Here is a 25,210-nt window from a genome sequence, read left to right as displayed (position 1 = left end):
CCTCAAATCCTATGCCGCTCCTATGAAGTCGGCCGTCCTCCGCGCTCGATTTCATATCCCGCAAAACAGACATTGAACGCGTGACTTCCATCTGAAGGACTACAATCGTGAAACTCGTCGAACCTCCCTCGTGTAGCGCTGTGTCCACCATTGTCTTCATCGGCCGCAACCACCGCGGCCAGTGGGTCGCCCAGCAGCAGAACGGCCTCTATGGCGGCCTGTTCGTCAACCGCGCCCAGGCTGTCAAATACGCGCTGTTCGAGAACGGCCAGCACCCCGAAATGATCGTCGAGCTGTCGCGCGAGCTCGAGCTCGATATGCGCGGCGAGACCGTGCCCCTCCCCGCCAGCCGCGTGGCCTGAGCCACCCCCATGACTGCGAAGGTCATTGCGAAGACGGTTGCGAAAGCGGATTCAGCGACATGGCTGTCGGGCTTCATCCCCGACCTTCCGACCCCCTTCAACCACCGGGACGAACTCGACACTGATGCGTTCGGCCGGCTGTGCGAGCGCCAGATCGCGGCCGGCGCCTTGGCGCTCGTGGTCGGCGAGACCGCGGGTGAAAGCTCGACGCTGGAGCCTGCGGAGCGCGCGCAGCTGGTTCGCATCGCGGCCCGTGTCGCGCGCAAGCGGGTCCGCATCATCGCAGGCGCCGGATCGAACGCGACCGATCGTGCCGTCACGTTCACGCGCGCGGCGGAAGCGGCCGGCGCCGATGCCATCATGTCGGTCGTGCCGTATTACAACAAGCCGATGCCGCAGGGCATGGCCGCGCATTTCCGCGCCGTCGCCGCGGCCACGACACTGCCCGTGATCCTGCACGATATTCCCGCGCGGACGGTGAAAGGGCTGGCGGACGAGACGCTGGTTGAGCTCGCAGCATCGCCGCGTTTCATCGGACTGCGGGACGGCAGCAGCGATGTCGCCCGCCTCAGGCGCCTGCGTCCACGTCTGCCGGCGACATTCCGGATGCTGACCGGCGACGACACCATGTCGCTCGCCTATATGGCCGCCGGCGGCGATGGCTGCATCTCGTCGATCTCGAACGTCGCACCCGATCTGTGCGTGGCAGTGGCTCGGCATCTGCGTGAAGGCCGGTTGTATCAGGCGCGCGAGCTGCATCAGCGGCTGGTGCCGCTCGCGACGCTGCTGGAGCGCGAGCACCCCGCCGCCCTGAAATTCGCACTGGCGCTGCTGGGGTTCATGCAGCTGGCGACGCGGCTGCCGATCGTTCAGCTCAACGGACCGGCAAAGGCCGAGATCGCGCAGGCGATGACCGAAATCGCCGACCAATATCTGGCCGTCGCGCACTGAGCGCGCCACAACGCAGGCCATCGCAACGCACAATGGAATCAGCCCACACGTCCGTGACACCGCGCCATATTGAGGTTCCGGAACGGCATCCCATATCCACGGCAAGGGAGTGCTTGCCGTGCAGACCTTCAAGGCGGCTCTCGTTGTGGCGATCGCTCTGGTTGTTTCCATTGGTCCCGGTACGGCCGCGGACAACAACCGTCTTGCCCTGACCATTTCAATCGACGGAGCGATCGGGCCGGCATCGGCCAGCTACGTCAAGGACGGCCTGGCGAAGGCGGCCGAGCGGCACGCCGAGATCGTCATTCTGCGCCTGAATACGCCGGGCGGTCTCAACACCAGCATGCGCGAGATCATCACCGACGTGCTGGCCTCGCCCGTTCCTGTCGTCGGCTATGTTGCGCCCTCCGGCGCACATGCCGCGAGCGCCGGGACCTACATTCTCTATGCGACCCATCTCGCAGCCATGGCGCCCGGCACCAATATCGGCGCCGCGACGCCGGTGCAGATCGGCGGCCCGATGCCGGGTCTGCCGGGCAGCACCCCGGACAAGGACGGCAAGGACCAGAAGGACGGCGGCAACCCGTCCACGACCAAGGATACCATGACGGCGAAGGTGACGAACGATGCCGTTGCCTTCATCCGCAGCCTCGCCGAGCTGCGCGGCCGCAATGCCGACTGGGCCGAGAAGGCGGTCCGTGACGCCGCCACCCTCTCCGCCAACGCCGCGTTGCAGGCCCATGTCATCGAGTTCACCGCGCATGATCCGGCCGACCTGCTCAAGCAGGTCGACGGCCGGACGGTGGAGCTTGCCGGCGGCAAGACACAACGGCTGGCGACCAACGATGCCATGATCGAAGCCATCGATCCCACGTGGCTCTCGCGCGTGCTCGCGGTCATTACCGACCCCAACATCGCATTCGTTCTCCTGATGGTCGGCATCTACGGCCTGATCTTCGAATTCATGTCCCCCGGTGCCGTGGCGCCCGGAGTTGTCGGCACGATCTGCCTGCTGCTCGGCCTCTACGCGCTCAACATGCTGCCGATCAACTACGCCGGCTTCGCCTTGATGCTGGTCGGGATGGCGCTGCTCGCGATCGAAGCCTTCAACCCGACCGTCGTGATCGGCCTCGGAGGCATCGTCGCCTTTGTGCTGGGAGCCGCCATGCTGTTCCGGATCGAGGCGCCCGGATACCACCTGTCATGGTCGCTCATCGGCATCGTCGCAGCGATGTTCGCAGGCCTCATTCTGGTCGTACTCGGGGCGCTGCGCCGCGCGCGCAGCGGTCCGCTCCGGACAGGTGCGCAAGCCATGCGCGGGCTACCGGCCGAGGTGCTCGACTGGTCCGAGACATCAGGTCACGTCTTTACCAATGGCGAACGCTGGCAGGCGCGCAGCACCGAGGCGTTCAAGACCGGAGAGACGGTCGAGGTGGCCAACATCGTCGATTTGACGCTGGTGGTACGGCGTGCGCCGGCTTCCGCCGGCGAAGGAGGTACAGCATGATGCTTGATTATTTCACCTATGCGGCGGTCGTCCTGCTTGTCATCATCTTCCTGACCCAGGCCGTGCGCGTCCTGCGCGAATACGAGCGCGGCGTCATCTTCACGCTCGGCCGCTTTACCGGGGTGAAGGGCCCGGGACTCATCATCCTGATTCCGGTGGTGCAGCAGATCGTGAAGGTCGACCTCAGGGTGATGGTGCAGGTGGTGCCGCCGCAGGATGTGATTTCCCGCGACAACGTCTCGGTCAAGGTCAACGCCGTCCTCTACTTCCGCATCGTCGACCCCGAGCGCGCCATCATCAAGGTCGGCGACTACATGGCTGCGACCAGCCAGCTTGCCCAGACCACGCTGCGCTCGGTCCTCGGCAAGCACGAGCTCGACGAGATGCTGGCGGAACGCGACAAATTGAACGCCGATATCCAGGAGACCCTCGACAAGCAGACCGACGTCTGGGGCATCAAGGTCACCGCGGTCGAGATCAAGGATATCGATCTCAACGAAACCATGGTGCGGGCGATCGCCAAGCAGGCCGAGGCGGAACGGCTGCGGCGCGCCAAGGTGATCAACGCGATGGGCGAGCAGCAGGCCGCCGAGAAGCTGGTCGAGGCCGGCCGGATCCTTGCCCAGGAGCCGCAGGCGATGCAGCTCCGCTATTTCGCGGCGCTGCATGACATCGCCGGCGAACGCTCCTCGACCGTGGTCTTCCCGCTCCCGATGAACCTGCTCGATCACCTGACGCGGCGAAGCGAAGCCACCTGACCCGGCTGATGCTTGGCCCGCCACGCCGGACCCGGACCACGCATGTAATGCGCCTCGGGCCGGTAGCCGCTGATCGGCTCCTCGCCGATCCAGGCGAGGAATTTGAGCATCCCTTCCGCGACGCGGCGCAGCAGGGCCGCGATGAATGAAGCTGCGCGCATCTCAATAGTCCCACTTCTCGCCGAGCACGACCGGTGGGCGCGGATATTTCTCGGCATCGCCGCCGAGCATGCCGACATGGAGATGGGCGCGCGCCCAGTCTTCATGGCCGCGATGCAGCAGCAGCTCATTGCGCAGCCGATGGATCTTGGCGGCGGCAATGGCGCGGTGGATGGTCCTGAACGCAAGACCGATCCGCCGGATGGTCCGCCGCAGCGTCGCCGGCATGGCACCGGCCGAACCGTGCGGCCGGACATCGTGTACATGGAGCAAGGTCATGTTCCGCCTTCCTGGTAGGCGGCGCGCGAACGCACCGCCTCACGCCAGAAGATGCTGGGAAGGCCGTAGGAATTCGAGAGGACCCGCCGCGGTGCGGCATAGGCGCCGTATAAAGACCGGCCGCGCCGCCTGCTGTGACGGGGCGCCCCCGGACCGTCGGAACAGGACGGACCCGCGCGTGTTGACCAGCGGCCATTCGGTGCTAGCCTTTTGATCGTGAATTGTCGTCAAGCGGATTTCGATAACCGCGTCGAGGGTGGAGATCATGAACCTCGCATCGCCAACTGTCGCAACCGCCGGGCCCGTCCACTCCGATGGCGTCATCGCGGCAGGCGTCTACGTCGAGGGACGACGGGTCGCCAATATCGCGATCGATGAGGCCGCGAGCTGGCGCAACAAGCCGGATCACGTGGTGTGGATCGGCCTGCACGAACCCGATATGGCAATACTCAGCAGCCTGCAGCGGCAATTCCAGCTGCACGACCTCGCGATCGAGGATGCGGATCACGCGCATCAGCGGCCGAAGATCGAGCAATACGGCGACGCGCTGTTCATCGTGGCCCGCACCGCGCAGCTCGACGGTGAAAGCATCGCGTTCGGCGAGACGCATCTGTTCGTCGGCGAGGGATACATCGTCTCGGTCCGACACGGCGCCTCGACGTCCTACACGCCGGTCAGGGAGCGCTGCGAGAGTTGCCCGCGCGCGCTTGCCCGGGGCGAGGACTACATCCTCTACGCCATTCTCGATTTCATCGTCGACAACTACTCGCCGGTGCTCGAGACGATCCAGGACGAGGTCGAGGCGATGGAGGCGGAGGTGCTGGCGAGCGCGATGACGCGGGCGCAGATCGAGCGGCTCTATCTGCTGAGGCGGGACCTGCTCCGGCTGCGCAATGCGATCGGACCGTTGGTGGAGGTCTGCCGCAGGCTGGAGCGCGACGATCTGCCGATGGTGCGCGTCACGATGCGGCCGTTGTTCCGCGACGTCACGGATCACGTCCGCACCATTCAGGAACGGATCGACTCGCTGCGCGAGGTGCTCGCCTTTGCGTTTGAAGCAAGCCTGCTGGTCGGTCAGGCGCAGGAAACGGCGATCTCCAAGAAGCTCGCCTCGTGGCTGGCGATTGTTGCGGTGCCGACCGCCGTCGCCGGTATCTACGGTATGAATTTCAAGTACATACCGGAGCTACAATGGGAGTACAGCTATTTCGTCGTGATGGGCCTGATGCTGGCTGCATGCGCCGGGCTGTTCTGGCGATTCAGGCGTTCCGGTTGGCTGTAGGCGGCGTTCCGAACATCGAGCCATTCCGGTCCCGGCAGAGTGCGGCGGCGCATCGCGCGCCCTGCCGCAAATCGCGGGATTTCGGACAATTTTACCCTCGACCGGCGGCGCGAGGAGCCGGTTTACGGTCGGCTGCAAGACCGGTAACGTCGCCTCCCAATGCGACGTGGAGAGTGCCCATGCGGCCCAAGGATCAGATCAACTGGATGCTGACGGATGCGATCGAGGCGCTCGCCCGCGCCGAGCGGTTGCACCAGAGCTTCCTCAATTTGCAGCCCAGCGCGGGCGGCAGCGAGCCGAGCTGGGAACCACCGATGGACGTGATCGAGACCGAGGAGGAGATCCTGATCCTGGTCGCGCTGCCGGGGGTCGATCCCGACGAGGTCGAGGCCGCGCTCGACGGCGGCACGCTGGTGATCTCCGGCCGCCGCATCCTGCCCGCTGAACTCCGCAGCGCCCGCATCCTGCGCCTCGAGCTGCCGCAGGGCCGCTTCGAGCGCCGCATCACGCTGCCGACCGGCCGCTACACCATCAGCCGTTTTGCCGCGCATGGCTGCGTCGGCCTGCGGCTCGGAAAATCGAGCTGAGGGATTTCGACATGGCTGCTTCAGACGCTTCAGGCCCGGTCAATTCGGCGCCGATCCCGAGCGACGCAACGATCATCGTCCCGGTGCGCAACACCGTGCTGTTTCCGGACGTCATCATCCCGATCACGATCGCGCGCGCGACTTCGATTGCCGCCGCCCAGCAGGCAGTGCGCGAGCAGCGGCCGATCGGCATCCTGCTGCAGCGCAATCCCGAGGCCAACGATCCCGGCCCCGACGGGCTCTACCGCGTCGGCACCGTCGCCAACATCGTGCGCTACATCACCGGGGCCGACGACAGCCACCACCTGGTCTGCCAGGGCGTGCAGCGCATGCGCGTGCTCGACTATCTGCCCGGCACGCCGTTCCTGGCGGCGCGCGTGCTGCAGATCCCCGAGCCGACCACCACCTCGCCGGAGATCGAGGCGCGCTTCCTCAATCTGCAGCGCCAGGCGCTGGAGGCCGCGCAATTGCTGCCGCAGACGCCGCCCGAATTGATCGCCGCGCTGCAGGGCACGACCTCGCCGGCGACACTGGCTGATCTTGCGACCTCCTACATGGACATCAAGCCGGCGGAGAAGCAGGACATCCTGGAAACCGTCGATCTCGTGGCGCGGATGGACAAGGTCTCGCGGCATCTCGCCGAGCGCATCGAGGTGCTCAGGCTGAGCCAGGAGATCGGGCAGAAGACCAAGGCGGTGTTCGACGAGCGGCAGCGTGAGGCGATCCTGCGCGAGCAGATGGCGACCATCCAGCGCCAGCTCGGCGAAGGCGACGGCAAGGCCGCCGAGGTTGCCGAGCTGACCAAGGCGATTGCAGAAGCCAAGATGCCGCCGGAGGCCGAGAGCCAGGCGCAGAAGGAATTGCGCCGCTACGAGCGGATGCCGGAGGCGGCGGCCGAGTCCGGCATGGTGCGCAGCTATCTCGACTGGCTGATCGACCTGCCCTGGAGCCTTCCGGAGGAGAAGCCGATCGACATCGCCGAAGCGCGCAAGATCCTCGACCAGGACCATTATGGGCTGGAGAAGATCAAGAGCCGCATCATCGAATATCTCGCGGTGCGCAAGCTCGCGCCCGGCGGCAAGGCGCCGATCCTCTGCTTCCTCGGGCCGCCCGGCGTCGGCAAGACCTCGCTCGGCCAATCGATCGCGCGCGCGATGTCGCGGCCGTTCGTTCGTGTCTCGCTCGGCGGCGTGCATGACGAGGCCGAGATCCGCGGCCATCGCCGCACCTATATCGGCGCGCTGCCCGGCAACATCATCCAGGCGATCAAGAAGGCCGGCGCGCGCAATTGCGTGATGATGCTGGACGAGATCGACAAGATGGGCCGCGGCATCCAGGGCGATCCGTCGGCCGCGATGCTCGAAGTGCTCGACCCCGAGCAGAACTCGACCTTCCGCGACAATTACCTCGGCGTGCCGTTCGACCTCTCGCGCGTCGTCTTCATCGCCACCGCCAACATGCTCGACGGCGTCCCCGGCCCGCTGCTCGACCGCATGGAGCTGATCAGCCTCCCCGGCTACACCGAGGACGAGAAGCTCGAGATCGCCAAGCGCTATCTGGTGCGCCGCCAGCTCGAGGCCAACGGGATCAAGGCCGAGCAGGTCGAGATCGATCCGGACGCGCTGCGGCTGATCATCAAGAGCTACACCCGCGAGGCCGGCGTCCGCAACCTGGAGCGCGAGATCGGCAAGGTGCTGCGCAACGTCGCGGTGCAGATCGCCGACGGCAGCACCAGCCATGTCACGATCGCACCGAAGGACATCGTCTCGCTGCTCGGCCAGCCCAGGTTCGAGAACGAGATCGCGATGCGCACCAGCATCCCCGGCGTTGCCACCGGGCTTGCCTGGACGCCGGTCGGCGGCGACATCCTGTTCATCGAGGCCTCGCGCACGCCGGGCCGCGGCGCGTTGATGATCACCGGCCAGCTCGGCGACGTGATGCGCGAGAGCGTGCAGGCCGCGCTGACACTGGTGAAGAGCCGGGCGTCCCAGCTCGGTATCGATCCCGCAGTGTTCGAGAAGAGCGACATCCACGTCCACGTTCCCGCCGGCGCCACGCCCAAGGACGGCCCGAGCGCGGGTGTCGCGATGTTCACCGCCCTCACCTCGCTGCTGACCGATCGCACCGTGCGCAGCGACACCGCGATGACCGGCGAGATCTCGCTGCGCGGCCTCGTGCTGCCGGTCGGCGGCATCAAGGAGAAGGTGGTCGCCGCCGCGGCTGCGGGCCTGACGCGGGTGATGCTGCCGGCGCGCAACAAGCGCGACTACGACGACATCCCTGCCGGCGCCCGCGCCAAGCTCGAGTTCATCTGGCTGGAGCGCGTCGACGAGGCGATCGCCGCGGCGCTGGAGCCCGCCAAGGCGACCCCCGCCGCGGCGGAGTGATTGCTTCGCATCGAGCATCGCGCCCTGGGCTTACCCCTCTCCCCAACCCTCCCCCGCAAGGGGGGAGGGAGCCCGATCAGCGTGCTTACCTCACACGCAGATGGCCTCATTGGATCAATGGATGGACGACAATGATTGGTTTGTTCGCGCGGCCACCATCTCGCAGCGCTAACGCCCAACATCGAGCCGAACGTAAGGGAATCACCGGCGGAGGGGTTCCCTCCCCCCTTGCGGGGGAGGGTTAGGGAGAGGGGTACCGCGCGGCGCGCTCTCTCAACTTCATGCTCGACGCATTCACGTCGGTGCGGGCCTTAGCTCTTGGCCATGCAGTCCGAGATATAGAACCAGCGGTCATCGCCGGTCAGTCCCTTCTGCTTCACCTCTTTGCGGCAGGCCTTGAGCTTGGGCTTGTTGGCCCGCCACTGCTCCTTCATCGCCTTCAATTTCTCCATCGTCAGCTTGATCTTCGACGGCTTGGCCGTGGTGGTGGCGGCCGGTGCTGGTGCTGCCGGCGCCGCGGTCTGGGCCGACGCGGCATGCAGTCCCAGGGCGAGCAGCGCGGCGGCAAGGCAAATCCGGGTGCGAAACATTGAAATCCCCCAATCCGATTTCTGTTCATGAAATAGAGCGAATGCCGCGGGCACCGGGAATCGGCGGCCCGCGGCGATGATGGTCGCGATCAGAGGATTTTGACCGCGCTGAGCAGCGTCATGTAGATGCCCCAGGCCAGCGGAATACCGACGAACAGCCAGAACAGGGCCGCCTTGGCGTCGAGCCCGCCAAACCCGATCCCGTAGGAACCGTGCGGTCCGGCCGCAGCCGCGCTGACGCTCGCATCCTGCAGCTTGGCGACCTCGGCGTCGCTCATGTGCCACTTCGAATCGACCGGCTTGATCAGGTAGTTGCAGATCAGTCCCGCGATCAGCATGGCGCACAGGATGTACATCGTCGTGTTGTAGAGCTGGTCGCGCGGCACGCCGGCGGCAAGCTGGAATTCACGGATGTAGTTCACCACGACCGGGCCGATGATGCCGGCGGTCGACCACGCCGTCAGCAGGCGGCCATGGATCGCGCCGACGAACTGGGTGCCGAACATGTCGGCGAGATAGGCCGGCACCGTGGCGAAGCCGCCACCATACATCGACAGGATGATGCCGAAGCCGAGCACAAACAGGAGCTTCGAGCCCATCGCGGCAAAGGTCGGCGCCAGCGCGTAGAGCGCGATGCCGAGGATGAAGAACGTGTAGTAGGTGTTCTTGCGGCCGATCTTGTCCGACAGCGACGCCCAGAAGAAACGGCCGCCGATGTTGAATAGCGACAGCAATCCGGCAAAGCCGGCGGCGATCGCCGCGATCTGCGCCTTCTGTCCAGCATCGAGCGCGTTGAAGCCGACATTGGGCAGGCCGATCAGCTTGCCCGCAAAGATCTCTTGCAACATCGGCGAGGCCATGCCGATCACGCCAATGCCGGCCGACACGTTGAGGCAGAGTACCCCCCAGATCAGCCAGAACTGCGGCGTTTTGTGCGCATCCTTCAGATGGACGTTCTTGGTCGAGATCATCGCGTTGGCCTTGGCCGGCGGTGTCCAGCCCTCGGGCTGCCAGCCGGCCGGCGGAATGCGATAGCGGAAGGCACCAATCATCATGAACACGAAATAGATCGCGCCCATGGCGAGGAAGGTTTCCCAGACGCCGACCGAGGTCGGGGTCTTGAAATAGCTCATCAGCTTGTCGGCCAGCGGGGCGCCGATCATCGCGCCGCCGCCGAAGCCCATGATCGCCATGCCGGTCGCCATGCCGCGGCGATCGGGGAACCATTTCACCAGCGTCGACACCGGCGAGATGTAGCCGAGACCGAGGCCGACACCGCCGATCACGCCGGAGCCAAGCCACATCAGCCAGAGCTGATGCGTGTAGACACCCAGCGCGCCGATCACGAGGCCGCCGGCCCAGCACAGCGCCGCGACGAAGCCGGCCTTGCGCGGACCGACCTTCTCAAGCCAGCCGCCCCAGATCGCGGCCGAGACGCCGAGCAGCACGAAGAACAGCGTATACATCCACCCGAGGCTCGCGACCTTCCAGTCGCAACTCGTCGTGAACAATTCCTGCGCCAGCGAAATGTCCGGGCATGCCTTCGGCGCGGTCAGCCCGATCGCGCGCGACAGCGGCAACCAGAACACCGAGAAGCCGTAGGCCATGCCGATGCACAGATGGATGCACAGCGCGGCCGGCGGCACCAGCCAGCGGTTGAAGCCGGCGGTCGCGATCGTGTGGTCCTTGTCGAGGAAACCTGCGCCTGCCGCGGATACGCGCGCGGCGCTGCTCACTGTGGTCATTGACTCCTCCCCTGCAGCCGCCGTTGTCAGGCGCGTCTGCGTCTTCGATCCCGTCTCAGCCCCGGTCTCAGCCCTTTGCGGCCACCGTCAGGCGGCTGCTCCGCACATTTCCTCGATGCGCCGGGACCAACCACGCGCATTCCGCAAATGCTAACCCCCAATACGACCCGATATGCCCGGCCCTGCCGTCCCTGATCCGGACGCAGGCCGGCCGTTGTCTGTCGCTGTGCCCAGATCCGGGCACAGCTCCATCTCCGCAACCCGGGAGGAGATTATCAATTCGCGCAGAATGGAAAATAGGTGTCGATTGGCAAAAGGTAGATATCAAGCCGGATCTAGCGCGTACGCGGCGCTGCAGCATTTGAATTATCTATCGTTCCATTCGCCTTCTCGATCAGGAAAACGATCCGGACGTCGCTTCGTTCGGTGATCTCGACCCTGTCGCCGGTCTCCTGGATGAGGGCCGGGATATCGATCACCGAAAGCGGGTCGGTGCAGTGCACTTCGAGGCAGTCTCCCGCCGTCACGCTCTTCAGGGCCTTGCGCGTCTTCAGCGCGGGCAGCGGGCATTTCAGGCCGGTGAGGTCGAGCTTTATCGTGGTCATGGTTCGACCATGGCGAAGCCGTCATGCATCGTCAACGGCGGCACCTTCTCACCCTGTCAGCTTTCCGCCGCGGCCGAAGCGAGCACGTCGTCGACCGGAATGGCGGAGCGCAGCATCAATTCGGCGACGTCCTCGATGTCGTCGAGATGCGCGACCGGCAGCCCGGTTTCGACCGCGACGTCGCTGGCGATCCCGACCACGCGGGGGTCGTCGGGGAACAGCAGCGGCTTGCCGTTGGCGGCGCGATACACCTCGATCTTGTTGACCGGCTCGCGCTTGAAGCCCTCGACGACCACCAGATCGACCCGCGCCATCTTGGCGAGCAGTTCCGGCAGTCGCGGCTCACTGGCGCCGCGCAGCTCGTGCATCAGCGCCCAGCGCCGGGTCGAGGACACCAGCACCTCGGTCGCGCCGGCCTGCCGGTGCACCCAGGAGTCCTTGCCGGGAATGTCGACATCGAATTCATGATGGGCGTGCTTGATCACGGAGACGCGCAAGGCCCGGCCAAGCAGATAGGGGATCACCCGCGACAGCAGGGTGGTCTTGCCGGCTCCGCTCCAGCCCGCGAGGCCTATCACTTTCATACGCAATCTCCGCAGACATATAACGTCCAGTGCTGCTTATATCAGCCTTGACGCAATGTCATGCCAGCCCCGCCGGCGGATGGCGATCGATCAGGGCCCCAAGGGGATCGCCTTCGGAAACCCCTGGAGCAGCTGCGCCCACGGCAGCGCGAACGCGGCCAGGGGACCCCATAAGGGCAATATTAACGGCATTTGCCGTACCAGTTCTCCCGATCAATGGGAGGCCTGTCCAGTGCCCAATCGTGATGGTGTTCGAGACGCCATAAGCCTGAAGAACAGGGTTCTGGTCACGGCGATCTTCCTGGCATCGGGCGCGGCATCCCTGATCCTCCAGGTCCTGTGGTTCAAGCAACTGCAATTCGTGCTGGGAAGCGCGACCGTCTCCGTCAGCGTTACGGTGGCGAGCTTCTTCTTCGGTCTCTCCCTAGGCAGCGCTTTCGGGGGCCGGATCGCCGACACCGTCAGCCGCCCCCTGAAAATCTACGGCTTTCTCGAACTCGCGCTCGCGGTCGTTTCCCTGGCGGTAACCGCGTTCCTGTCGCACTGGTCCACATGGGTGGGCTGGCTGTCGCCCATGTTGGACCTGGAGTCCCCATTCCGGTTGCCGCTCATGGTCGCGCTGTCGCTCGCCATCCTGTCGCTGCCGACGATGCTGATGGGCGCAACCCTGCCCTTCCTCGTGAAGTTCCTGACCCGCGCGCAAGCCGACCTCGCCAATCGCATCGGCCTGCTCTACGGGTTCAACACCCTGGGCGCCGCGATCGGCACCCTGGTTGTCGGCTTTGCCCTGATGGGCCTCTGGGGGATCACCGGATCGAGCCTGGTCGCAGCAGGCCTGTATGTCTGCGTCGGCGGTGTCGCCCTGCTCCTCGCGCGCGGCGCAAGCCCGCTGTCGCCGGTCACGGCGGAAGCGCCGGCGCAAACCGCCGGGCCGGGACATCGCCGGACGTCCATCCTCATCGCGATCTTCGCGTGCTCCGGCTTCGTGTCCATCGCCTATGAAGTCGTCTGGTTCCGCTTCCTGACCAATGTCAGCACCTCGAGCGTCTACGCCTTCTCCGGGATGCTCGGTGTTTACCTGTTGGGCCTGGTGATCGGCGCCCTGATCTGCGCGAGGCTGCTCGCACCCCGCAAGGATCAACTGCTGCGATACTTCGCCGTAACACAGCTGCTCATCGCGGTTGCGGCCACCCTGACCGTCGGAATTCTCGGCAAGGCGCGCACCGTGGAAGCCGTGCTGTCTCCCATCGTATCGGGCCTGGTTCCAGTCCCGGCGCAGGAGCTCTTGGGAGGTGATGTTTCATTCTTCCTGATCTGTGCCGTTGCCCTGTTGCTGCCGACCACGCTGATCGGCGTCAGCTTTCCGCTGGCCAGCGAACTGACGGTGATGCAGATGAGCGCGCTGGGCCGTCGAATCGGCACGCTCTACGCCTTGAACACGATTGGCGGCGTGCTGGGCTCCCTGGCGGCTGGGTTTCTTCTGATCCCCTATCTGGGCAGCCAGGGCGCGCTCACCGCACTGATTGTTCTGAACGTCCTGCTCTTTGTCGCGACGACCGTATCGCAATCGGATCTTCTGAGGGAGAGGAGCCTGTGGCGGCAAGGGGCAGTCGCCGCAAGCATCATCGCCGTAGCGCTCCTGCTCTTCACCCCGCACTATCTGGAACGGGTCCTGACCTCGATCGAAGGCGGCAATGTCCTCGAGTTGCGCGAAACCAAGCAAGCAACATTTGCGGTGGTCGAGTATCGCGAGAAGGCGGCGGGCACCTATCAACAATTGGTGGTGAATTCGAAGAGCTATGCCAACAACCGTCCTGAGGGCCGGCGCTATATGGCCGCGATGGGGCACTATCCCATTCTGCTGCATCCGGGCCCGGTTGAAACGGCGGTCGTGATTTGCATCGGGACCGGCACCACGGTGGGTGCGGTCAGCACCCATCAGGAACTACAATCCATCGACGCGGTCGATCTGGCCTCGACGGTTTTCGAGGTTGCGCCCCGTTTCGTGCCGATCAACAAGCAGTTCTATCAAAACCCCAAGGTCCATCAGATCGTCGCGGACGGGCGCCACTTCCTGCTGGGGACAAACGAGACATTCGACGTCATCACCCTCGAGCCCCCGCCGCCCCATGACGCCGGCGTCATCAACCTCTACACAGAGGAATTCTATGCGCTGGCAAAGCAGAAGATGCGCCCCGGCGGCGTTCTCGCGCAATGGGTGCCGCTGGATTTCAACCGCGGCATTCTTCCGAAGATGATCCTCAAGGCTATGATGGGCCAGTTCAAGCACGTCTCCCTGTGGTTGCCGTCCAGAATGGAAGGCGTGGCCATCGCCTCCGATGAACCGCTGACAATCGATCCTCGCGTGCTCGCCACGCGCATGTCCAAGCCGGGGGTGGCTGAAGACCTGACAGCAAACGGCCTGCGCTCGCCCGAGGATTTCCTGGCGACATTCATTGCCGCCGATGAAAAGCTCGCGGCCTTTGTCGGAAATGTGCCAAGCCTCACGGACGATCGGCCGCGCCTCGAATATTTCAACTGGTATCCGCTGAGCTCGATCAGCGTGGACGAATTGAAGCGCCTCCGCGAGCCGGTGGAAGCCTATCTTGCCGATCGCTCCATTGAGGAGGCCCGTCTCGACACCGCGCGCACGGTGGCCAATGCGATTCTGGATGAGCACCAGGCCACCGCTGAGGGCGACAAATCCGCCGCCCGTGCCGCGCTTCGCCTGGCCGTCAAACTGGATCCGGATAATTCCTATGTCGGCTTCCTGGACCGCAAGCTACGCGAGTGATCGGGCAACCTGCTAGCGGAGCGCGTTCGGAGACTATCCAGCGGATATACCTCGAAGTTTCCAATGCACCGGGCGACCGGAACACGATATTGTGGCGTACCGGAGCACCAGCTATGCCTCGCTCGCCTTCGATCGTGCCGCACCAAATCGACCACGACACCTATCTGGTGCTGAACGATTTCGGCCGGCTTGGCCGCGCCTGGTGCGAAACTGATGAAGAAGGCACCGACCGGAAAACGCTGATCCGCCGCCTGCTGGATGACCAGTACAGCCGTCCGGTCCGCATCGTGGCCTTCAATACCAGCGAAGGATGGTCGCGGGACGTCACGACCGATATTGCCGACGAGCTTCGGCGCCGTTTCGTCGAATACGATGAGGTCCCGCGCTCCGTGCTGGAGTTCGTCGAGACGGCGATGCGGCACTGAGCCGGATCCGCAGTCGCACCGAGACCTACGGCAAAACAACCCGACGGGCAACTCAGTAAAAACCTGTCAATCCTCGCGCGCAAAAATATTTCGCTTTATCAGAAAACAAACTCAGTGTATGAATCCGCCCGTCTCACCCGATCGAGGGGCGCTGCGCATCGTCACGGGTGTTGCGGTGAGATGCGGTGGACGCTGATCATGCCGGAGACGAAAGCATGTGATGCGGACGGTGAAGTCGTGTGGTCCCGACGCCCTAGCGGCAGGTGTCTTTTCGCATTGCGCGATGCGCGTTGTGAAGACGGTGACAAGCAAGCCCAGTCTCGCCGGGGAGAGCACGAAGTAAGCCGTAACCCATCGCGCAGGGAAAGCCGGATTGCTCCGGTTACACCTGTGGTCCTACCCCCGAGCTTTCTACCTTTTGCTCGGGGCCCATGGGTGCGATCGGCACCCGGCTTTCCCTGCGCCCTCTGCAAGAGAGGGCGGAACGAAGACCAAAGCTCGGGCGATTCATGTCGCGAGAATGCGCAACCGTGTCCTCATCTTCAACTGTCATCGCCCGGCTCGCCGCCTTCGCTAAAGCTTCGGCGTGCCAGGAATGCATGGCCTCGTCGAAGCCTTGGCGGAGACGGGACCGGGCGATCCAGTACGCCGCGGCCTCTCGGCTCAAGCACTCCCGTCTCTGGAATACTGGATCACCCGCCTGCGCGGGTGATGACACCGAACTCGCTCGATATCGCGCCACACATTCGGTGTCGTCCCGGCGCAGGCCGGGACCCATAACCACAAATGGCAATTGGTGCGCGACGCTGGGGCCACAGCCCTCTCCAACAACACGACCCCGTGGTTATGGGTCCCTGCTTTCGCAGGGACGACGATTGAGGATATAGGCAATGCCACACATTCACTGTCGTCCTGGCGAAGGCCAGGACCCATTGCCCCAAATCTCAATTGTTGCGCGACGCTGGGGCCACAGCCCTCTTCAACAACACAACCCTGTGGTTATGGGTCCCTGCTTTCGCAGGGACGACGATTGAGGTGGGCAATGCCACACATTCACTGTCGTCCTGGCGAAGGCCAGGACCCATTGCCCCAAATCTCAATTGTTGCGCGACGCTGGGGCCGCAGCTCTCTTCAACAACACGACCCTGTGGTTATGGGTCCCTGCTTTCGCAGGGACGACAGCGGTGGAGGTGGCGCGGATCGCCGCTACGCCGGCCTGAACCCCGCCGCCGTCAGCGCGGCGCGGCCCTCGTCCGATGCCAGCGCGTCGAGAAAGGCCTGTACCGCTGGCCGCTGCTTGCGCACCGTCACCAGCGCGAAATCGTAATGCTCTTCGGCAAGCGGGATGAAACCGAGCCCGGAGGCTGCCGCGACCGGCGCGATGGTCATGCCCCAGTCGGCGCGATGCTGCGCCACCGCGGCCGCAACCGCATTGTGCGAGCGCGGCTGGTTCCAGTAACCGTCGGGCCGGCTGCCAGCAAGCAAGCGATCGATCAGGATACGGGTGCCGGCGCCCTGGTTGCGGTTGACCATGATGCACGAGGGATCGGCGAGCGCGGCGCGCACCGCCTCTTCTGCGCTCAAGCCGGCAAAGCGCGTGTCGTCCTTGCGGAACACGATGCCCTGCATGCGCCGCCAGCCCGGCACCAGCTCGAGGCCGTCGGCCAGATACGCCGTGTTGTAGGTCTCGGTCTTGTCGTCGAACAGGTGGATCGGAGCGAGATCACATTCGCCGCGCCTGGCGGCCGCGAGCCCGCCGAGACTGCCGACCGCGATCGAACGCACCACAAGGCCAGCCTGTGCCAGCGGCGCGGTGACGAGATCGAGCCCGGTGCAATGGCTGCCGACGATGACGAGATCGGGCACCCGCACATGCGGCGTGAACAGCGTGACCTCGGCCTCACTGCCGGCCGGCAGCTGGTCGGCCAGCGCCTCGATCTTCAGGAAGCCGTCGGCCTGGGCGAACGAGGTGATCGCGCCCGAGCCCTTGCCGCCGGGATAGGCGATCAGGCCGTCGGCGCCTTCGACCAGCGAGACCATTACGAACTCGGTACGTCCGAGTTCGGAGGCGATCCGCACCGGCACCTTCGCCGCGACCCTGGCATCCGACCGCGGCGGCAGGCCGGCCATCCGCCGCAGCACCGGCACGATCATGTCGTGGAAGGTGAACATCGCCGAGGTCGGAAAGCCCGGCAGGATGACCACCGGCTTGCCGTCGCAGACCGCAAGGCACAGCGGCTTGCCCGGCTTCAGCGCCACGCCATGCGCGACGATGCCGGGCTTGCCGAGCCTTGTGATGATCCGGTGCGAGACGTCGCCTGCGCCCTTGGAGGTGCCGCCCGACAGCACCAGCATGTCGCTCTCCGCCAGCGCCTTGCGCATCGCGGCTTCGAGCATCGCCTCGTCGTCCGCGATCGCGCCGAGGAACGACGCGTCACCGCCATTCTCGGCAATCGCCGCGGTGACGATCGCACCGTTGGTGTCGTAGATCGCGGCCGGCCGCAGCGTCTCACCCGGCTGCACCAATTCGTCGCCGGTCGAGAGGATCGCGACGCGCGGTCGGCGCACCACCAGAACGTCGGCGATGCCGCAGGCCGCGAGCATGCCGATCTCGCGCGACCCGATCATCGTTCCCGCGCGCAACAGCGCTTCGCCGCGCGCGATGTCGGAGCCGGCATAGGACACGAACTGCCCGGGCGACGCCGCGCGCCGGACCTCGATGGCGCCATTGCCGGCGGGTTGGGTGTGCTCGACCATCACGATCGCATCGGCGCCACGCGGCACCGGACCGCCGGTCGCAATCGCGGTCGCGGTGCCCGGCAGCACCGGCCGGGTCGGCGCGGTGCCGCACGAAATGATCTCGTCGTTCAGCGCGAGTTGCACCGGCGCGCCCTCGCCTGCGCTTGCGAGATCGGCCGAGCGCACCGCAAAGCCGTCGACATTGGAGCGATCGAACGGCGGCACGTCGATCGGCGCCAACACGTCCTCCGCCAGCGCACGGCCGAGCGCATCAGCGAGCAGCCGCGTCTCGGACGGCAATTGGCGCGGGAACAGCGCCGCCTCGAAGCGCGCGATCGCCTCCTCGCGCGAGAGGATGGTCAGGAACTGATCCTGCTCGACGGATGGGTTGGGTTTCGGCGCGAACGTGTTGGTCATCTCGGGAACTCACTCCCGCAACATATAGGCATCGACAACCGTGCCCGCAGCGAAACCCTCCGCGGTGCCGGGCACGATCAGCAGACCTTCGGCGCGCGCGATGGCCTCGAGCGACAGGTCGCCGATCGCAAGCACTGCCCAGAAACCCTGTTGACGCGTCAGCAGCACGACCTCGGCAATGCCGACGCCGGAGGCGATCTTGCGTTCCAGCGGCAGCGCCAATGTCTTACGCGGGCGCCGGCCCGACAGGCGATCGAGCACAGGAAGCGCAATCGCCCACCAGGCGGCGAAAGCCTGATCCGGCGCGCCCGGCAAGGCGACGACCGGCGTTGCATCGATCCGGCCGACCGCCGTGGTGCGCCCGGGCAGCAGGGCAATGCCGTGCGCAATCAACGCTCCACGCGTCCCCAGCGCATTCACCGCCGCATCGGTGTGACCAACGCCGGTGCCGCCGATCGTGATGATGAGATCGCAACCATCTGCCTCGAGCGCGTTTGCAATCGCCCCCACATCGGGCGCCGCCTCAGCATAGACGATCTCAGCGCCCGCGAGGCGTGCGGTGTCAGCGACCAGTCGCGCGGTCAGCTGACCGTTGCAAATGTTGACGATGCGAAGCCGAGGCCGCCGTACGCGCAACAGCTCCAGTCCGGCGGCGCGCGCGAGCAGCAGACCGCGCGGCAGCAGCGGCTCGCCCGCCGCGATCACGGCACGCTCGATGGCAATGTCGCTGCCGGCACGCCGGACACCCTGCCCCGGGATGGCTTCGGCGAGCAACTGCGGAAGCGGACCGGAGGTGTCGACGGCATCGGCATCGACCACGCAGTCGGTGCCGTCGGGCATCGCTGCGCCGGCCGCGACCCAGACCGGAATTCCGGCCAGCGGCAGCGGCGCATAGGACGACGCGCCGACCAGATCATTGGCGCGCATCGCCCAGCCATCGCTGACGGCGACATCGTGCGGCGGATAGGCGCGCAAGGCCGGCATCTCGGCTGCAATGCAGCGCAAGGCGTCGGCCGGCGGCAACTCGATCGGCTGGACCGGCGCGAGGTCGCGCAGCACGGCAGCCAGCGCCGCATCGAGCGGGGTGAGCGAAGCCGGAAGGCGCTGGGCGGTGATCATGGCCCGCTATGGACTGAATCGGCCCCGAAAGAAACCGGCTTGCGCCGTGCCAGAGCACCGCCATTAGACCGATGGCGCGTTGACGCGGACCCCGAACTAGTTGCAAAAGAAACCAATATGACCGGGTCCCGGAGGCCCGGCACAACCATAATGGCCAATGCGCCAATTCAGGAGGGAGACAGAATGATCGCCACCAGACTAGCCATGTTCGGGACGCTCGCAGCCGCGCTGCTGGCCTCCTCGGCCGTATCGGCACAGGTATCCGACGACATCGTCAAGATCGGCGTGCTGACCGACATGAACGGCCCGGCCTCGACGCCAACCGGACAGGGCTCGGTCACCGCCGCGCAGATGGCGGTCGACGATTTCGGCGGCAAGGTGCTCGGCAAGCCGATCTCGGTGATCGTCGGCGATCACCAGCTCAAGCCGGACATCGGCGCGACCATCGCGCGGCGCTGGTATGACGTCGATCAGGTCGACCTGATCGTCGACGTGCCGGTGTCGGCGGTCGGGCTCGCGGTGCAGAACATCGCCAACGAGAAGAAGAAGCTGTTCATCACGCATTCGACCGGCGCGACCGACTTCCATGGCAAGTTCTGCTCGCCCTATGCGATGCAGTGGGTGTTCGACACCCGCGCGCTCGCGGTCGGCACCGCGCAAGAGGTGGTGAAGCGCGGCGGTGACAGCTGGTTCTTCATTACCGACGACTATGCGTTCGGCCATTCGCTGGAGAAGGACGCCTCCGCGATCGTGACCAAGACCGGCGGCAAGGTGCTCGGCGCGGTGCGGCCGCCGTTTGCGACGCCCGATCTGTCGTCCTTCATTCTGCAGGCCCAGGCCTCGAAGGCCAAGATCATCGGCATTGCCGGCGGACCGCCCAACAACACCAACGAGATCAAGACCGCCGCCGAGTTCGGTGTCTTCGCCGGCGGACAGCAGATGGCGGCGCTGCTGGCACTGATCACCGACATCCACTCGATCGGCCTGTCGGCCGCGCAGGGCCTGTTGCTGACCACCTCGTTCTACTGGGACATGGACGACAAGACCCGCGTATGGTCGAAGCGCTATTTCGCCAAGATGAACCGGATGCCGACGATGTGGCAGGCCGGCGTCTATTCCTCGGTGACCGCCTATCTGAACGCGATCAAGGACAGCGGCACCGACGATCCGCTCAAGGTCGCGGCCAAGATGCGCGAGAAGCCGGTCGAGGATTTCTTCGCCCGCAACGGCAGACTGCGCGAGGACAATCTGATGGTGCACGATCTCTGGCTGGTGCAGGTCAAGACCCCGGCCGAGTCAAAGTATCCGTGGGACTACTACAAGATCCTGGCCAAGATCTCCGGCGAGGACGCGTTCGGCCCGCCGGACCCGGCGTGTGCGATGGTGAAGAAGTGACGACCGAAGGTCGTCATTCCGGGATGGTGCGCAAGCACCAGACCTCAGATGCGCGCCGCGCATCGGGGAATCTCGAGATTCCGGGTTCGCGCTTCGCGCGCCCCGGAATGACCCCCGCATAGACGCGATGACGCGTCCATGCAGAGGTCATTTCGCCACCCCGATCTCCCTGAAATACTTCAGCACGCCGGGATGGATCAGATTGATATCGGGCGCGGCGGCGACGGTGTTCGCTGCCGTGGTCTCGCAAGCCTGGGCGAGCTTCTTGCAGAAGGTCGCCTCGACACCATGCAGCGTCTTCGCCAGCCGGTAGGCGACATCGTCGGGCAACGTCTCGCGCACCAGGATGTAGCTCCAGGAGCCGACCGAGGCGACTGCCGCGGTCTGCTTCGGGTAGCTGCCGGCCGGGATCGTCAGCGGCTTCAGGAAGGTGTGCTTGGCGCGGATGCGGGCGATCTCGTCCGCAGTCGGCGCGATGAAACGCGCGCCGGTCGCGCTCTCGGCCATCTTGCTGAAACCGGGCCAGCCAATGCCGGCGCCCCACAGCGCCGCGGCGCGGCCGTCCTCGACCATCGCAGGGCCATCGCCGGCGCGATCGAGATAGATCGACTTGAAGTCCTCGTCCTGCTTGAGCCCGATGCCGTCGAGGATATAGCGCGACAGGATCGGCAGGCCGGAGCCCTTGGCGCCGAACGCGACGGGCTGGCCGACCAGGTCCTGGATCGTCTTGTAGGGACTGTCGGCACGCACCACGAACATGCCCGGGCTCGAATACATCGCGGTGAGGATCTTCAGCCTGGTCGCCTTCGGCCGGCCGATGCCCATGAAGGCCTCGTAGGACGGCTCACCGGCAACGGTTGCGATATCGACGCTATCGGCCTCGAGCAGCGGGATGTTCTCGTTGGAGCCCTTGGTATTGCGCGGCTCGATCGACAACGTCACGTCGGCCGCGTTCATCACCTCGGCGAAGGCATTGCCATAGAGCGGAAAGCCGCCACCCGGCGTCGCCGTGGCGAAACTGATCGTGGTTTTGGAAATGGTCTTGCTCCCCTCTTGCGCCGCCGCGCCGCCCGCGAGCAGCAGCGCGCCGGCGCAAATCATAACAGCGAATTTCATCCCGAGCCTCAAGCACTGCAAATGAGCGCGACTATCGTCGCACGGGCAGGGTCGTAGGCAAAGCCAGCGTTTTGTGAAACCATGACGGCAACAGTCACAAGAAAATGACGGGAGAGACGATGTTCCGGTTCGCACGTATTGCGTTGCTTGGTTTGATTTGTTGCATTGCCTCGGTTGCCCCCTCCTTCGCATCCGACTATCCGAACCGCCCGGTGCGCTGGCTGATCGGATTTGCGGCCGGCGGCCCGGTCGACATCGTGGCGCGCATCATGAGTCAGTGGCTGTCGGATCATCTCGGCCAGCAATTCGTGGTCGAGAACCGTGCCGGCTCCGGCGGCAACATCGCAGCCGCCGCTGCGATCAACTCGCCGGCGGACGGCTATACGCTGCTGTTCGTCGCGCCGAACAACGCGATCTCGACCTCGCTCTACAAGAAGCTACCCTACGATTTCCTGCGCGACACCACCCCGGTCGCCAGCATCATGCAGCTCACCAACATGCTGGTGGTCTCGAACGCGATGCCGGTGAAGACGGTTCAGGAGTTCATCGACTACTGCAAGGCCAATCCGGGCAAGATCGCCTACGCCTCATCCGGCAACGGCACCTCGGTGCATATGTCGGCCGAGCTGTTCAAGGCGATGACCAAGTGCGACATGCAGCACGTGCCGTATCGGGGATCCGCGATCGCCTTCCCCGACATCATCTCCAACAAGGTGCAGCTGATCTTCGACAATCTGCCGTCGGCGCTGGAGCAGTCGCGCGGCGGCAGCGTCCGCGCGCTCGGCGTGACCTCGCCGCAGCGCTGGCCGGGCGTGCCCGACGTGCCGGCGATCGCCGAGACCGTGCCGGGCTTCGAGGCGGTCGGCTTCTACGGCATTTCAGCGCCGAAGGGTACGCCGCCGGACGTCATCGATACCCTCAACAAGGCGGTCGGCGAGGCCCTGAAGGACCCCAAGCTGGTGGCGCGTCTCGCCGAGGTCGGCGGCATCCCGAAGCCGATGACCCCGGCCGAATTCGGAAAGCTGGTCGCCGACGAGACCGAGAAATGGCGCAAGGTGGTGGAGTTCGCCGGCGTCTCGGTGGACTAAGGCGCCGATTGTGGTGCGCGCCGGATGGTCACGATCGCAACGGAAGATGGCTGCCGGACCGGTGTTCCAGCGATGCCGTCCGTGAGGCGCGGCGGCACGACCGCGATGGCGCAGGGGCCGGGGGTGGCATTGCCGAAACCCCACGCACCCTGTAAACGGAGCCGGCACCGTTGCCGGCCGCGCCCCGCGGCCCGCAAGGCGGCGGGGCCTGTAGCTCAATGGTTAGAGCCGGCCGCTCATAACGGTCTGGTTGCAGGTTCGAGTCCTGCCGGGCCCACCACAGAAATCAATCAATCGCTTATTCGGCCTTACTTGACCTGATCTGGACCCCCGCACCAGATACGTGCTGTTTTCGTTCGTGCGCGGGTGCTCGGTATTCGTGAACGAGATTAGACCGAAAGCTTGGGTGACGATATCCAGCTGCAATTTTCCGCAGGTTGAATTACCACCTGCGAGGTTCAATCCAACGGACGACCACGCGTCTCCGGCACGAGGCAAATAGCGACAACAAATGCGAAGCCGGACACGATCACCGGATACCACAATCCGAAGTACGGATTGCCGGAATACACATTCATTGCCGTGACGACGAATGACAGCATACCTCCGACCCAGCCGGCACCCACATGGAACGGAAACGAGAGAGAGGTATATCGAATGCGCGCCGGAAACAGTTCGACCATGAAAGCCGCCATCGGGCCGTACACCATCGCCAGATAGAGCACGAGGACGAACAGAAGCCCAAATACCGCGGGACGATTGATCTTCGAAAGATCGGCGGACGACGACCATCCTGCCGAGACCAACGCCTGCCTAAGGCTATCGGGGTTGAAGCCTTCGACGACCTGTCCCGCGATCTTAACCGTGGTCGGTGCGCCCGGGGCTGCCTGCTCCGATCGATATTGGACACCAAGATCGGTCAGAAAACCGGTGATCTTGTCGCATTCCGTGGTGGCCTCGGCAAACAGACGGAAATTGCAGCCGCGCGCCGTGACGACGATATCGGTGCTCTCGAGGAAGCGCTCCAGGGCCGGGTTTGCATAGTGGGTCAGGCCTTTGAAGATCGGCTGGATGGTGACAGCCGCGAGCAGGCAGGCCATCGCCATGATGGGCTTGCGGCCAATGCGATCGGACAACCAGCCGAAGAAGACATATAGCGGCGTGACCACCACCAGGGCTGGCCCGATCAGCAATTGCACCTCGTCCATCGGCACTTTCAGAGTCTTGTTGAGGAAGAACATCGAATAGAAGTGTCCAGTGCCGAAGATCGCGCCAAGGCCTGCAGCAACGACGAACAACAGAACGACGTATTTGAGGTTCGAGGCTCGCGTAAAGCTCTCCGTGAGCGGCGCCTTGGACGTTGCGCCGGCAGCCTTCATTCGCTGGAACGTGGGCGATTCGTGCAGCCTCGCCCGGAAGTAGACCGATACAACCAGCAACAGCAGCGACAGCACGAATGGCAGGCGCCAGCCCCAATTGTGGAACTGCGCATCGGAAAGAACGAGCTTCAATCCGAAGACGACAATGATGGAGCTCAGAAGCCCAAGCGTCGCTGTTGTCTGAAGTGAGCTGGTGTATGCTCCACGCCGGTTCACCGGCGAGTGTTCCGCGACATAGGTCACGGCTCCGCCAACCTCGCCGCCAAGCGCCAGACCTTGCAGCAAGCGGCAAAGCACGAGCCCGTACGTCGCAGCTATGCCGATTTGATCGTAGGTCGGGAGCAGTCCGACGCCGACCGTGGCGACGCCCATGAGGATGATCGTCACGAGAAACGTCTTCTTGCGCCCGACCATGTCTCCCAGGCGGCCGAAGAACAGCGCTCCGATCGGGCGAATGAGGAAACCGGCACCAAACGTTGCGAGGCTTGCGAGGAATGCCGCCGTCTCATTGCCCTTCGGAAAGAAGAGGTGTCCGAGCTGAACGGCAAGCGCCGCGTAGATGTAGAAGTCGTACCACTCGAGCAGCGCGCCAAAGGACGATGCCAATACGACCTTCTTCTCCTCGGCGGTCATTGCGGAAGTCGCGCGAATGGCGTTCGCAGAATGCAGCGTGTCCGTCATCGTCCCCTCACCTCTCATCTTATGTTGTGTTGTATAATTGAGATGTATACTGAGCATATCACTTTTGCGACGACAGACAATACGGAATCGACGCAGGTCCTATTCAGCTAATATCCTACAGATATTCCGCAACATAACCCGATCCCGAACAGGTTTGATTGGAGGAATTCATCAGTATACAAACGAACTTTAGATCCTGATCGCCGCCTGACGACTGACCTCTGCATCAAACCTCGACCAGCGCGCGGGCAAAAAAAATCC

21 protein-coding genes and 1 tRNA gene are annotated in these 25,210 nt (G+C 64.7%); 12 read left to right on the top strand and 10 right to left on the bottom strand.

From position 1 onward, the window contains the following. Positions 1 to 107 precede the first annotated feature (107 nt). The 4 genes from AAFG07_RS12070 to AAFG07_RS12055 all read left to right on the top strand — a co-directional run bounded on the left by AAFG07_RS12070 (position 108) and on the right by AAFG07_RS12055 (position 3,578). Positions 108 to 362 (top strand): hypothetical protein, encoded by a 255-nt coding sequence (locus AAFG07_RS12070; protein WP_342712537.1) that lies wholly within the window; start codon positions 108 to 110, stop codon positions 360 to 362. 9 nt (positions 363 to 371) lie between these two features. Then, entirely contained in the window at positions 372 to 1,313 is a 942-nt protein-coding gene (gene dapA / locus AAFG07_RS12065) for a 4-hydroxy-tetrahydrodipicolinate synthase (RefSeq protein ID WP_342727459.1), read from the top strand. A 118-nt stretch (positions 1,314 to 1,431) separates the two neighbouring features. Next, positions 1,432 to 2,820 carry a nodulation protein NfeD gene (locus tag AAFG07_RS12060; RefSeq protein ID WP_342727458.1) on the top strand — a complete coding sequence of 463 codons (1,389 nt, stop codon included), beginning with the start codon at positions 1,432 to 1,434 and terminating at the stop codon, positions 2,818 to 2,820. Next, the gene (locus tag AAFG07_RS12055; protein ID WP_342727457.1) at positions 2,817 to 3,578 is read left to right on the top strand and encodes a slipin family protein; all 762 of its coding nucleotides are present in this window, start codon (positions 2,817 to 2,819) and stop codon (positions 3,576 to 3,578) included. The genes AAFG07_RS12060 and AAFG07_RS12055 overlap by 4 nt, the downstream gene beginning before the upstream one ends. On the opposite strand, the gene AAFG07_RS12050 is transcribed toward AAFG07_RS12055, so the two are convergent. Both AAFG07_RS12050 and AAFG07_RS12045 read right to left on the bottom strand, forming a co-directional pair. Then, positions 3,548 to 3,739: a hypothetical protein gene (locus tag AAFG07_RS12050; RefSeq protein ID WP_342727456.1), complete on the bottom strand. Its 192-nt coding sequence runs from the start codon at positions 3,737 to 3,739 to the stop codon at positions 3,548 to 3,550. The genes AAFG07_RS12055 and AAFG07_RS12050 overlap by 31 nt on opposite strands. Before the next feature lies 1 nt (position 3,740). Next, complete coding sequence (locus AAFG07_RS12045; RefSeq protein ID WP_342727455.1) at positions 3,741 to 4,016, bottom strand: hypothetical protein; 276 nt, start codon at positions 4,014 to 4,016, stop codon at positions 3,741 to 3,743. A 265-nt stretch (positions 4,017 to 4,281) separates the two neighbouring features. Between AAFG07_RS12045 and corA the strand changes: the two genes are divergently transcribed. From corA to lon, 3 genes are all read left to right on the top strand, one after another. Continuing rightward, the gene (gene corA, locus AAFG07_RS12040; RefSeq protein WP_342727454.1) at positions 4,282 to 5,298 is read left to right on the top strand and encodes a magnesium/cobalt transporter CorA; all 1,017 of its coding nucleotides are present in this window, start codon (positions 4,282 to 4,284) and stop codon (positions 5,296 to 5,298) included. A gap of 179 nt (positions 5,299 to 5,477) precedes the next feature. Beyond that, entirely contained in the window at positions 5,478 to 5,885 is a 408-nt protein-coding gene (locus tag AAFG07_RS12035; protein ID WP_342727453.1) for an Hsp20/alpha crystallin family protein, read from the top strand. A gap of 11 nt (positions 5,886 to 5,896) precedes the next feature. After that, on the top strand, positions 5,897 to 8,272 hold the full coding sequence (gene lon, locus AAFG07_RS12030) for an endopeptidase La (protein WP_342727452.1): 2,376 nt from the start codon (positions 5,897 to 5,899) through the stop codon (positions 8,270 to 8,272). Between the two features lie 311 nt (positions 8,273 to 8,583). Here lon and AAFG07_RS12025 read toward each other — a convergent pair whose 3' ends face one another. The 4 genes from AAFG07_RS12025 to mobB form a co-directional block, all read right to left on the bottom strand. Further along, complete coding sequence (locus AAFG07_RS12025) at positions 8,584 to 8,862, bottom strand: hypothetical protein (RefSeq protein WP_342727451.1); 279 nt, start codon at positions 8,860 to 8,862, stop codon at positions 8,584 to 8,586. Between the two features lie 89 nt (positions 8,863 to 8,951). Further along, positions 8,952 to 10,607, bottom strand: coding sequence for an OFA family MFS transporter (locus AAFG07_RS12020; RefSeq protein WP_342727449.1), 1,656 nt, complete (start codon positions 10,605 to 10,607; stop codon positions 8,952 to 8,954). 335 nt (positions 10,608 to 10,942) lie between these two features. After that, positions 10,943 to 11,212 (bottom strand): sulfurtransferase TusA family protein, encoded by a 270-nt coding sequence (locus tag AAFG07_RS12015; RefSeq protein ID WP_342727448.1) that lies wholly within the window; start codon positions 11,210 to 11,212, stop codon positions 10,943 to 10,945. Positions 11,213 to 11,268: 56 nt separating this feature from the next. After that, positions 11,269 to 11,796 carry a molybdopterin-guanine dinucleotide biosynthesis protein B gene (mobB, locus tag AAFG07_RS12010; RefSeq protein ID WP_342727447.1) on the bottom strand — a complete coding sequence of 176 codons (528 nt, stop codon included), beginning with the start codon at positions 11,794 to 11,796 and terminating at the stop codon, positions 11,269 to 11,271. 232 nt (positions 11,797 to 12,028) lie between these two features. On the opposite strand from mobB, the gene AAFG07_RS12005 reads away from it, so the two are divergent. Further along, positions 12,029 to 14,590 carry a fused MFS/spermidine synthase gene (locus AAFG07_RS12005; RefSeq protein ID WP_342727446.1) on the top strand — a complete coding sequence of 854 codons (2,562 nt, stop codon included), beginning with the start codon at positions 12,029 to 12,031 and terminating at the stop codon, positions 14,588 to 14,590. Between the two features lie 113 nt (positions 14,591 to 14,703). Next, complete coding sequence (locus AAFG07_RS12000) at positions 14,704 to 15,015, top strand: hypothetical protein (RefSeq protein ID WP_342727445.1); 312 nt, start codon at positions 14,704 to 14,706, stop codon at positions 15,013 to 15,015. A 1,206-nt stretch (positions 15,016 to 16,221) separates the two neighbouring features. Here the strand turns inward: AAFG07_RS12000 and AAFG07_RS11995 are convergent. Together AAFG07_RS11995 and AAFG07_RS11990 are read right to left on the bottom strand one after the other, a co-directional pair. Then, complete coding sequence (locus AAFG07_RS11995) at positions 16,222 to 18,171, bottom strand: molybdopterin biosynthesis protein (RefSeq protein WP_342727444.1); 1,950 nt, start codon at positions 18,169 to 18,171, stop codon at positions 16,222 to 16,224. A gap of 9 nt (positions 18,172 to 18,180) precedes the next feature. After that, positions 18,181 to 19,290, bottom strand: coding sequence for a molybdopterin-binding protein (locus tag AAFG07_RS11990; protein ID WP_342727443.1), 1,110 nt, complete (start codon positions 19,288 to 19,290; stop codon positions 18,181 to 18,183). A gap of 204 nt (positions 19,291 to 19,494) precedes the next feature. Between AAFG07_RS11990 and AAFG07_RS11985 the strand changes: the two genes are divergently transcribed. Beyond that, positions 19,495 to 20,685, top strand: a complete 1,191-nt coding sequence (locus AAFG07_RS11985) for an ABC transporter substrate-binding protein (protein ID WP_342729133.1) — start codon at positions 19,495 to 19,497, stop codon at positions 20,683 to 20,685. Positions 20,686 to 20,832: 147 nt separating this feature from the next. Here AAFG07_RS11985 and AAFG07_RS11980 read toward each other — a convergent pair whose 3' ends face one another. Continuing rightward, complete coding sequence (locus AAFG07_RS11980; RefSeq protein ID WP_342727442.1) at positions 20,833 to 21,801, bottom strand: TAXI family TRAP transporter solute-binding subunit; 969 nt, start codon at positions 21,799 to 21,801, stop codon at positions 20,833 to 20,835. A 119-nt stretch (positions 21,802 to 21,920) separates the two neighbouring features. Between AAFG07_RS11980 and AAFG07_RS11975 the strand changes: the two genes are divergently transcribed. Then, complete coding sequence (locus tag AAFG07_RS11975; protein ID WP_342727441.1) at positions 21,921 to 22,889, top strand: tripartite tricarboxylate transporter substrate binding protein; 969 nt, start codon at positions 21,921 to 21,923, stop codon at positions 22,887 to 22,889. A 204-nt stretch (positions 22,890 to 23,093) separates the two neighbouring features. Continuing rightward, a tRNA-Ile gene (locus AAFG07_RS11970) sits at positions 23,094 to 23,169 on the top strand. A gap of 178 nt (positions 23,170 to 23,347) precedes the next feature. Here the strand turns inward: AAFG07_RS11970 and AAFG07_RS11965 are convergent. Then, positions 23,348 to 24,901, bottom strand: coding sequence for an MFS transporter (locus tag AAFG07_RS11965; RefSeq protein ID WP_342729131.1), 1,554 nt, complete (start codon positions 24,899 to 24,901; stop codon positions 23,348 to 23,350). Positions 24,902 to 25,210: the final 309 nt, after the last annotated feature.

Source organism: Bradyrhizobium sp. B097, from assembly GCF_038957035.1.
In the GTDB taxonomy this organism is placed as follows: domain Bacteria; phylum Pseudomonadota; class Alphaproteobacteria; order Rhizobiales; family Xanthobacteraceae; genus Bradyrhizobium.
This window is presented reverse-complemented; position numbering and strand designations above follow the sequence as displayed.

Bases quoted from the DNA above. Each gene is read 5' to 3' on its own strand.
- dapA (WP_342727459.1), top strand. From the start codon at position 372: ATGACTGCGAAGGTCATTGCGAAGACGGTTGCGAAAGCGGATTCAGCG.
- AAFG07_RS12055 (WP_342727457.1), top strand. From the start codon at position 2,817: ATGATGCTTGATTATTTCACCTATGCGGCGGTCGTCCTGCTTGTCATC.
- AAFG07_RS12050 (WP_342727456.1), bottom strand. From the start codon at position 3,739: ATGCGCGCAGCTTCATTCATCGCGGCCCTGCTGCGCCGCGTCGCGGAA.
- AAFG07_RS12045 (WP_342727455.1), bottom strand. From the start codon at position 4,016: ATGACCTTGCTCCATGTACACGATGTCCGGCCGCACGGTTCGGCCGGT.
- corA (WP_342727454.1), top strand. From the start codon at position 4,282: ATGAACCTCGCATCGCCAACTGTCGCAACCGCCGGGCCCGTCCACTCC.
- AAFG07_RS12035 (WP_342727453.1), top strand. From the start codon at position 5,478: ATGCGGCCCAAGGATCAGATCAACTGGATGCTGACGGATGCGATCGAG.
- lon (WP_342727452.1), top strand. From the start codon at position 5,897: ATGGCTGCTTCAGACGCTTCAGGCCCGGTCAATTCGGCGCCGATCCCG.
- AAFG07_RS12025 (WP_342727451.1), bottom strand. From the start codon at position 8,862: ATGTTTCGCACCCGGATTTGCCTTGCCGCCGCGCTGCTCGCCCTGGGA.
- AAFG07_RS12020 (WP_342727449.1), bottom strand. From the start codon at position 10,607: ATGACCACAGTGAGCAGCGCCGCGCGCGTATCCGCGGCAGGCGCAGGT.
- AAFG07_RS12015 (WP_342727448.1), bottom strand. From the start codon at position 11,212: ATGACCACGATAAAGCTCGACCTCACCGGCCTGAAATGCCCGCTGCCC.
- mobB (WP_342727447.1), bottom strand. From the start codon at position 11,796: ATGAAAGTGATAGGCCTCGCGGGCTGGAGCGGAGCCGGCAAGACCACC.
- AAFG07_RS12000 (WP_342727445.1), top strand. From the start codon at position 14,704: ATGCCTCGCTCGCCTTCGATCGTGCCGCACCAAATCGACCACGACACC.
- AAFG07_RS11995 (WP_342727444.1), bottom strand. From the start codon at position 18,171: ATGACCAACACGTTCGCGCCGAAACCCAACCCATCCGTCGAGCAGGAT.
- AAFG07_RS11990 (WP_342727443.1), bottom strand. From the start codon at position 19,290: ATGATCACCGCCCAGCGCCTTCCGGCTTCGCTCACCCCGCTCGATGCG.
- AAFG07_RS11985 (WP_342729133.1), top strand. From the start codon at position 19,495: ATGTTCGGGACGCTCGCAGCCGCGCTGCTGGCCTCCTCGGCCGTATCG.
- AAFG07_RS11980 (WP_342727442.1), bottom strand. From the start codon at position 21,801: ATGAAATTCGCTGTTATGATTTGCGCCGGCGCGCTGCTGCTCGCGGGC.
- AAFG07_RS11975 (WP_342727441.1), top strand. From the start codon at position 21,921: ATGTTCCGGTTCGCACGTATTGCGTTGCTTGGTTTGATTTGTTGCATT.
- AAFG07_RS11965 (WP_342729131.1), bottom strand. From the start codon at position 24,901: ATGACCGCCGAGGAGAAGAAGGTCGTATTGGCATCGTCCTTTGGCGCG.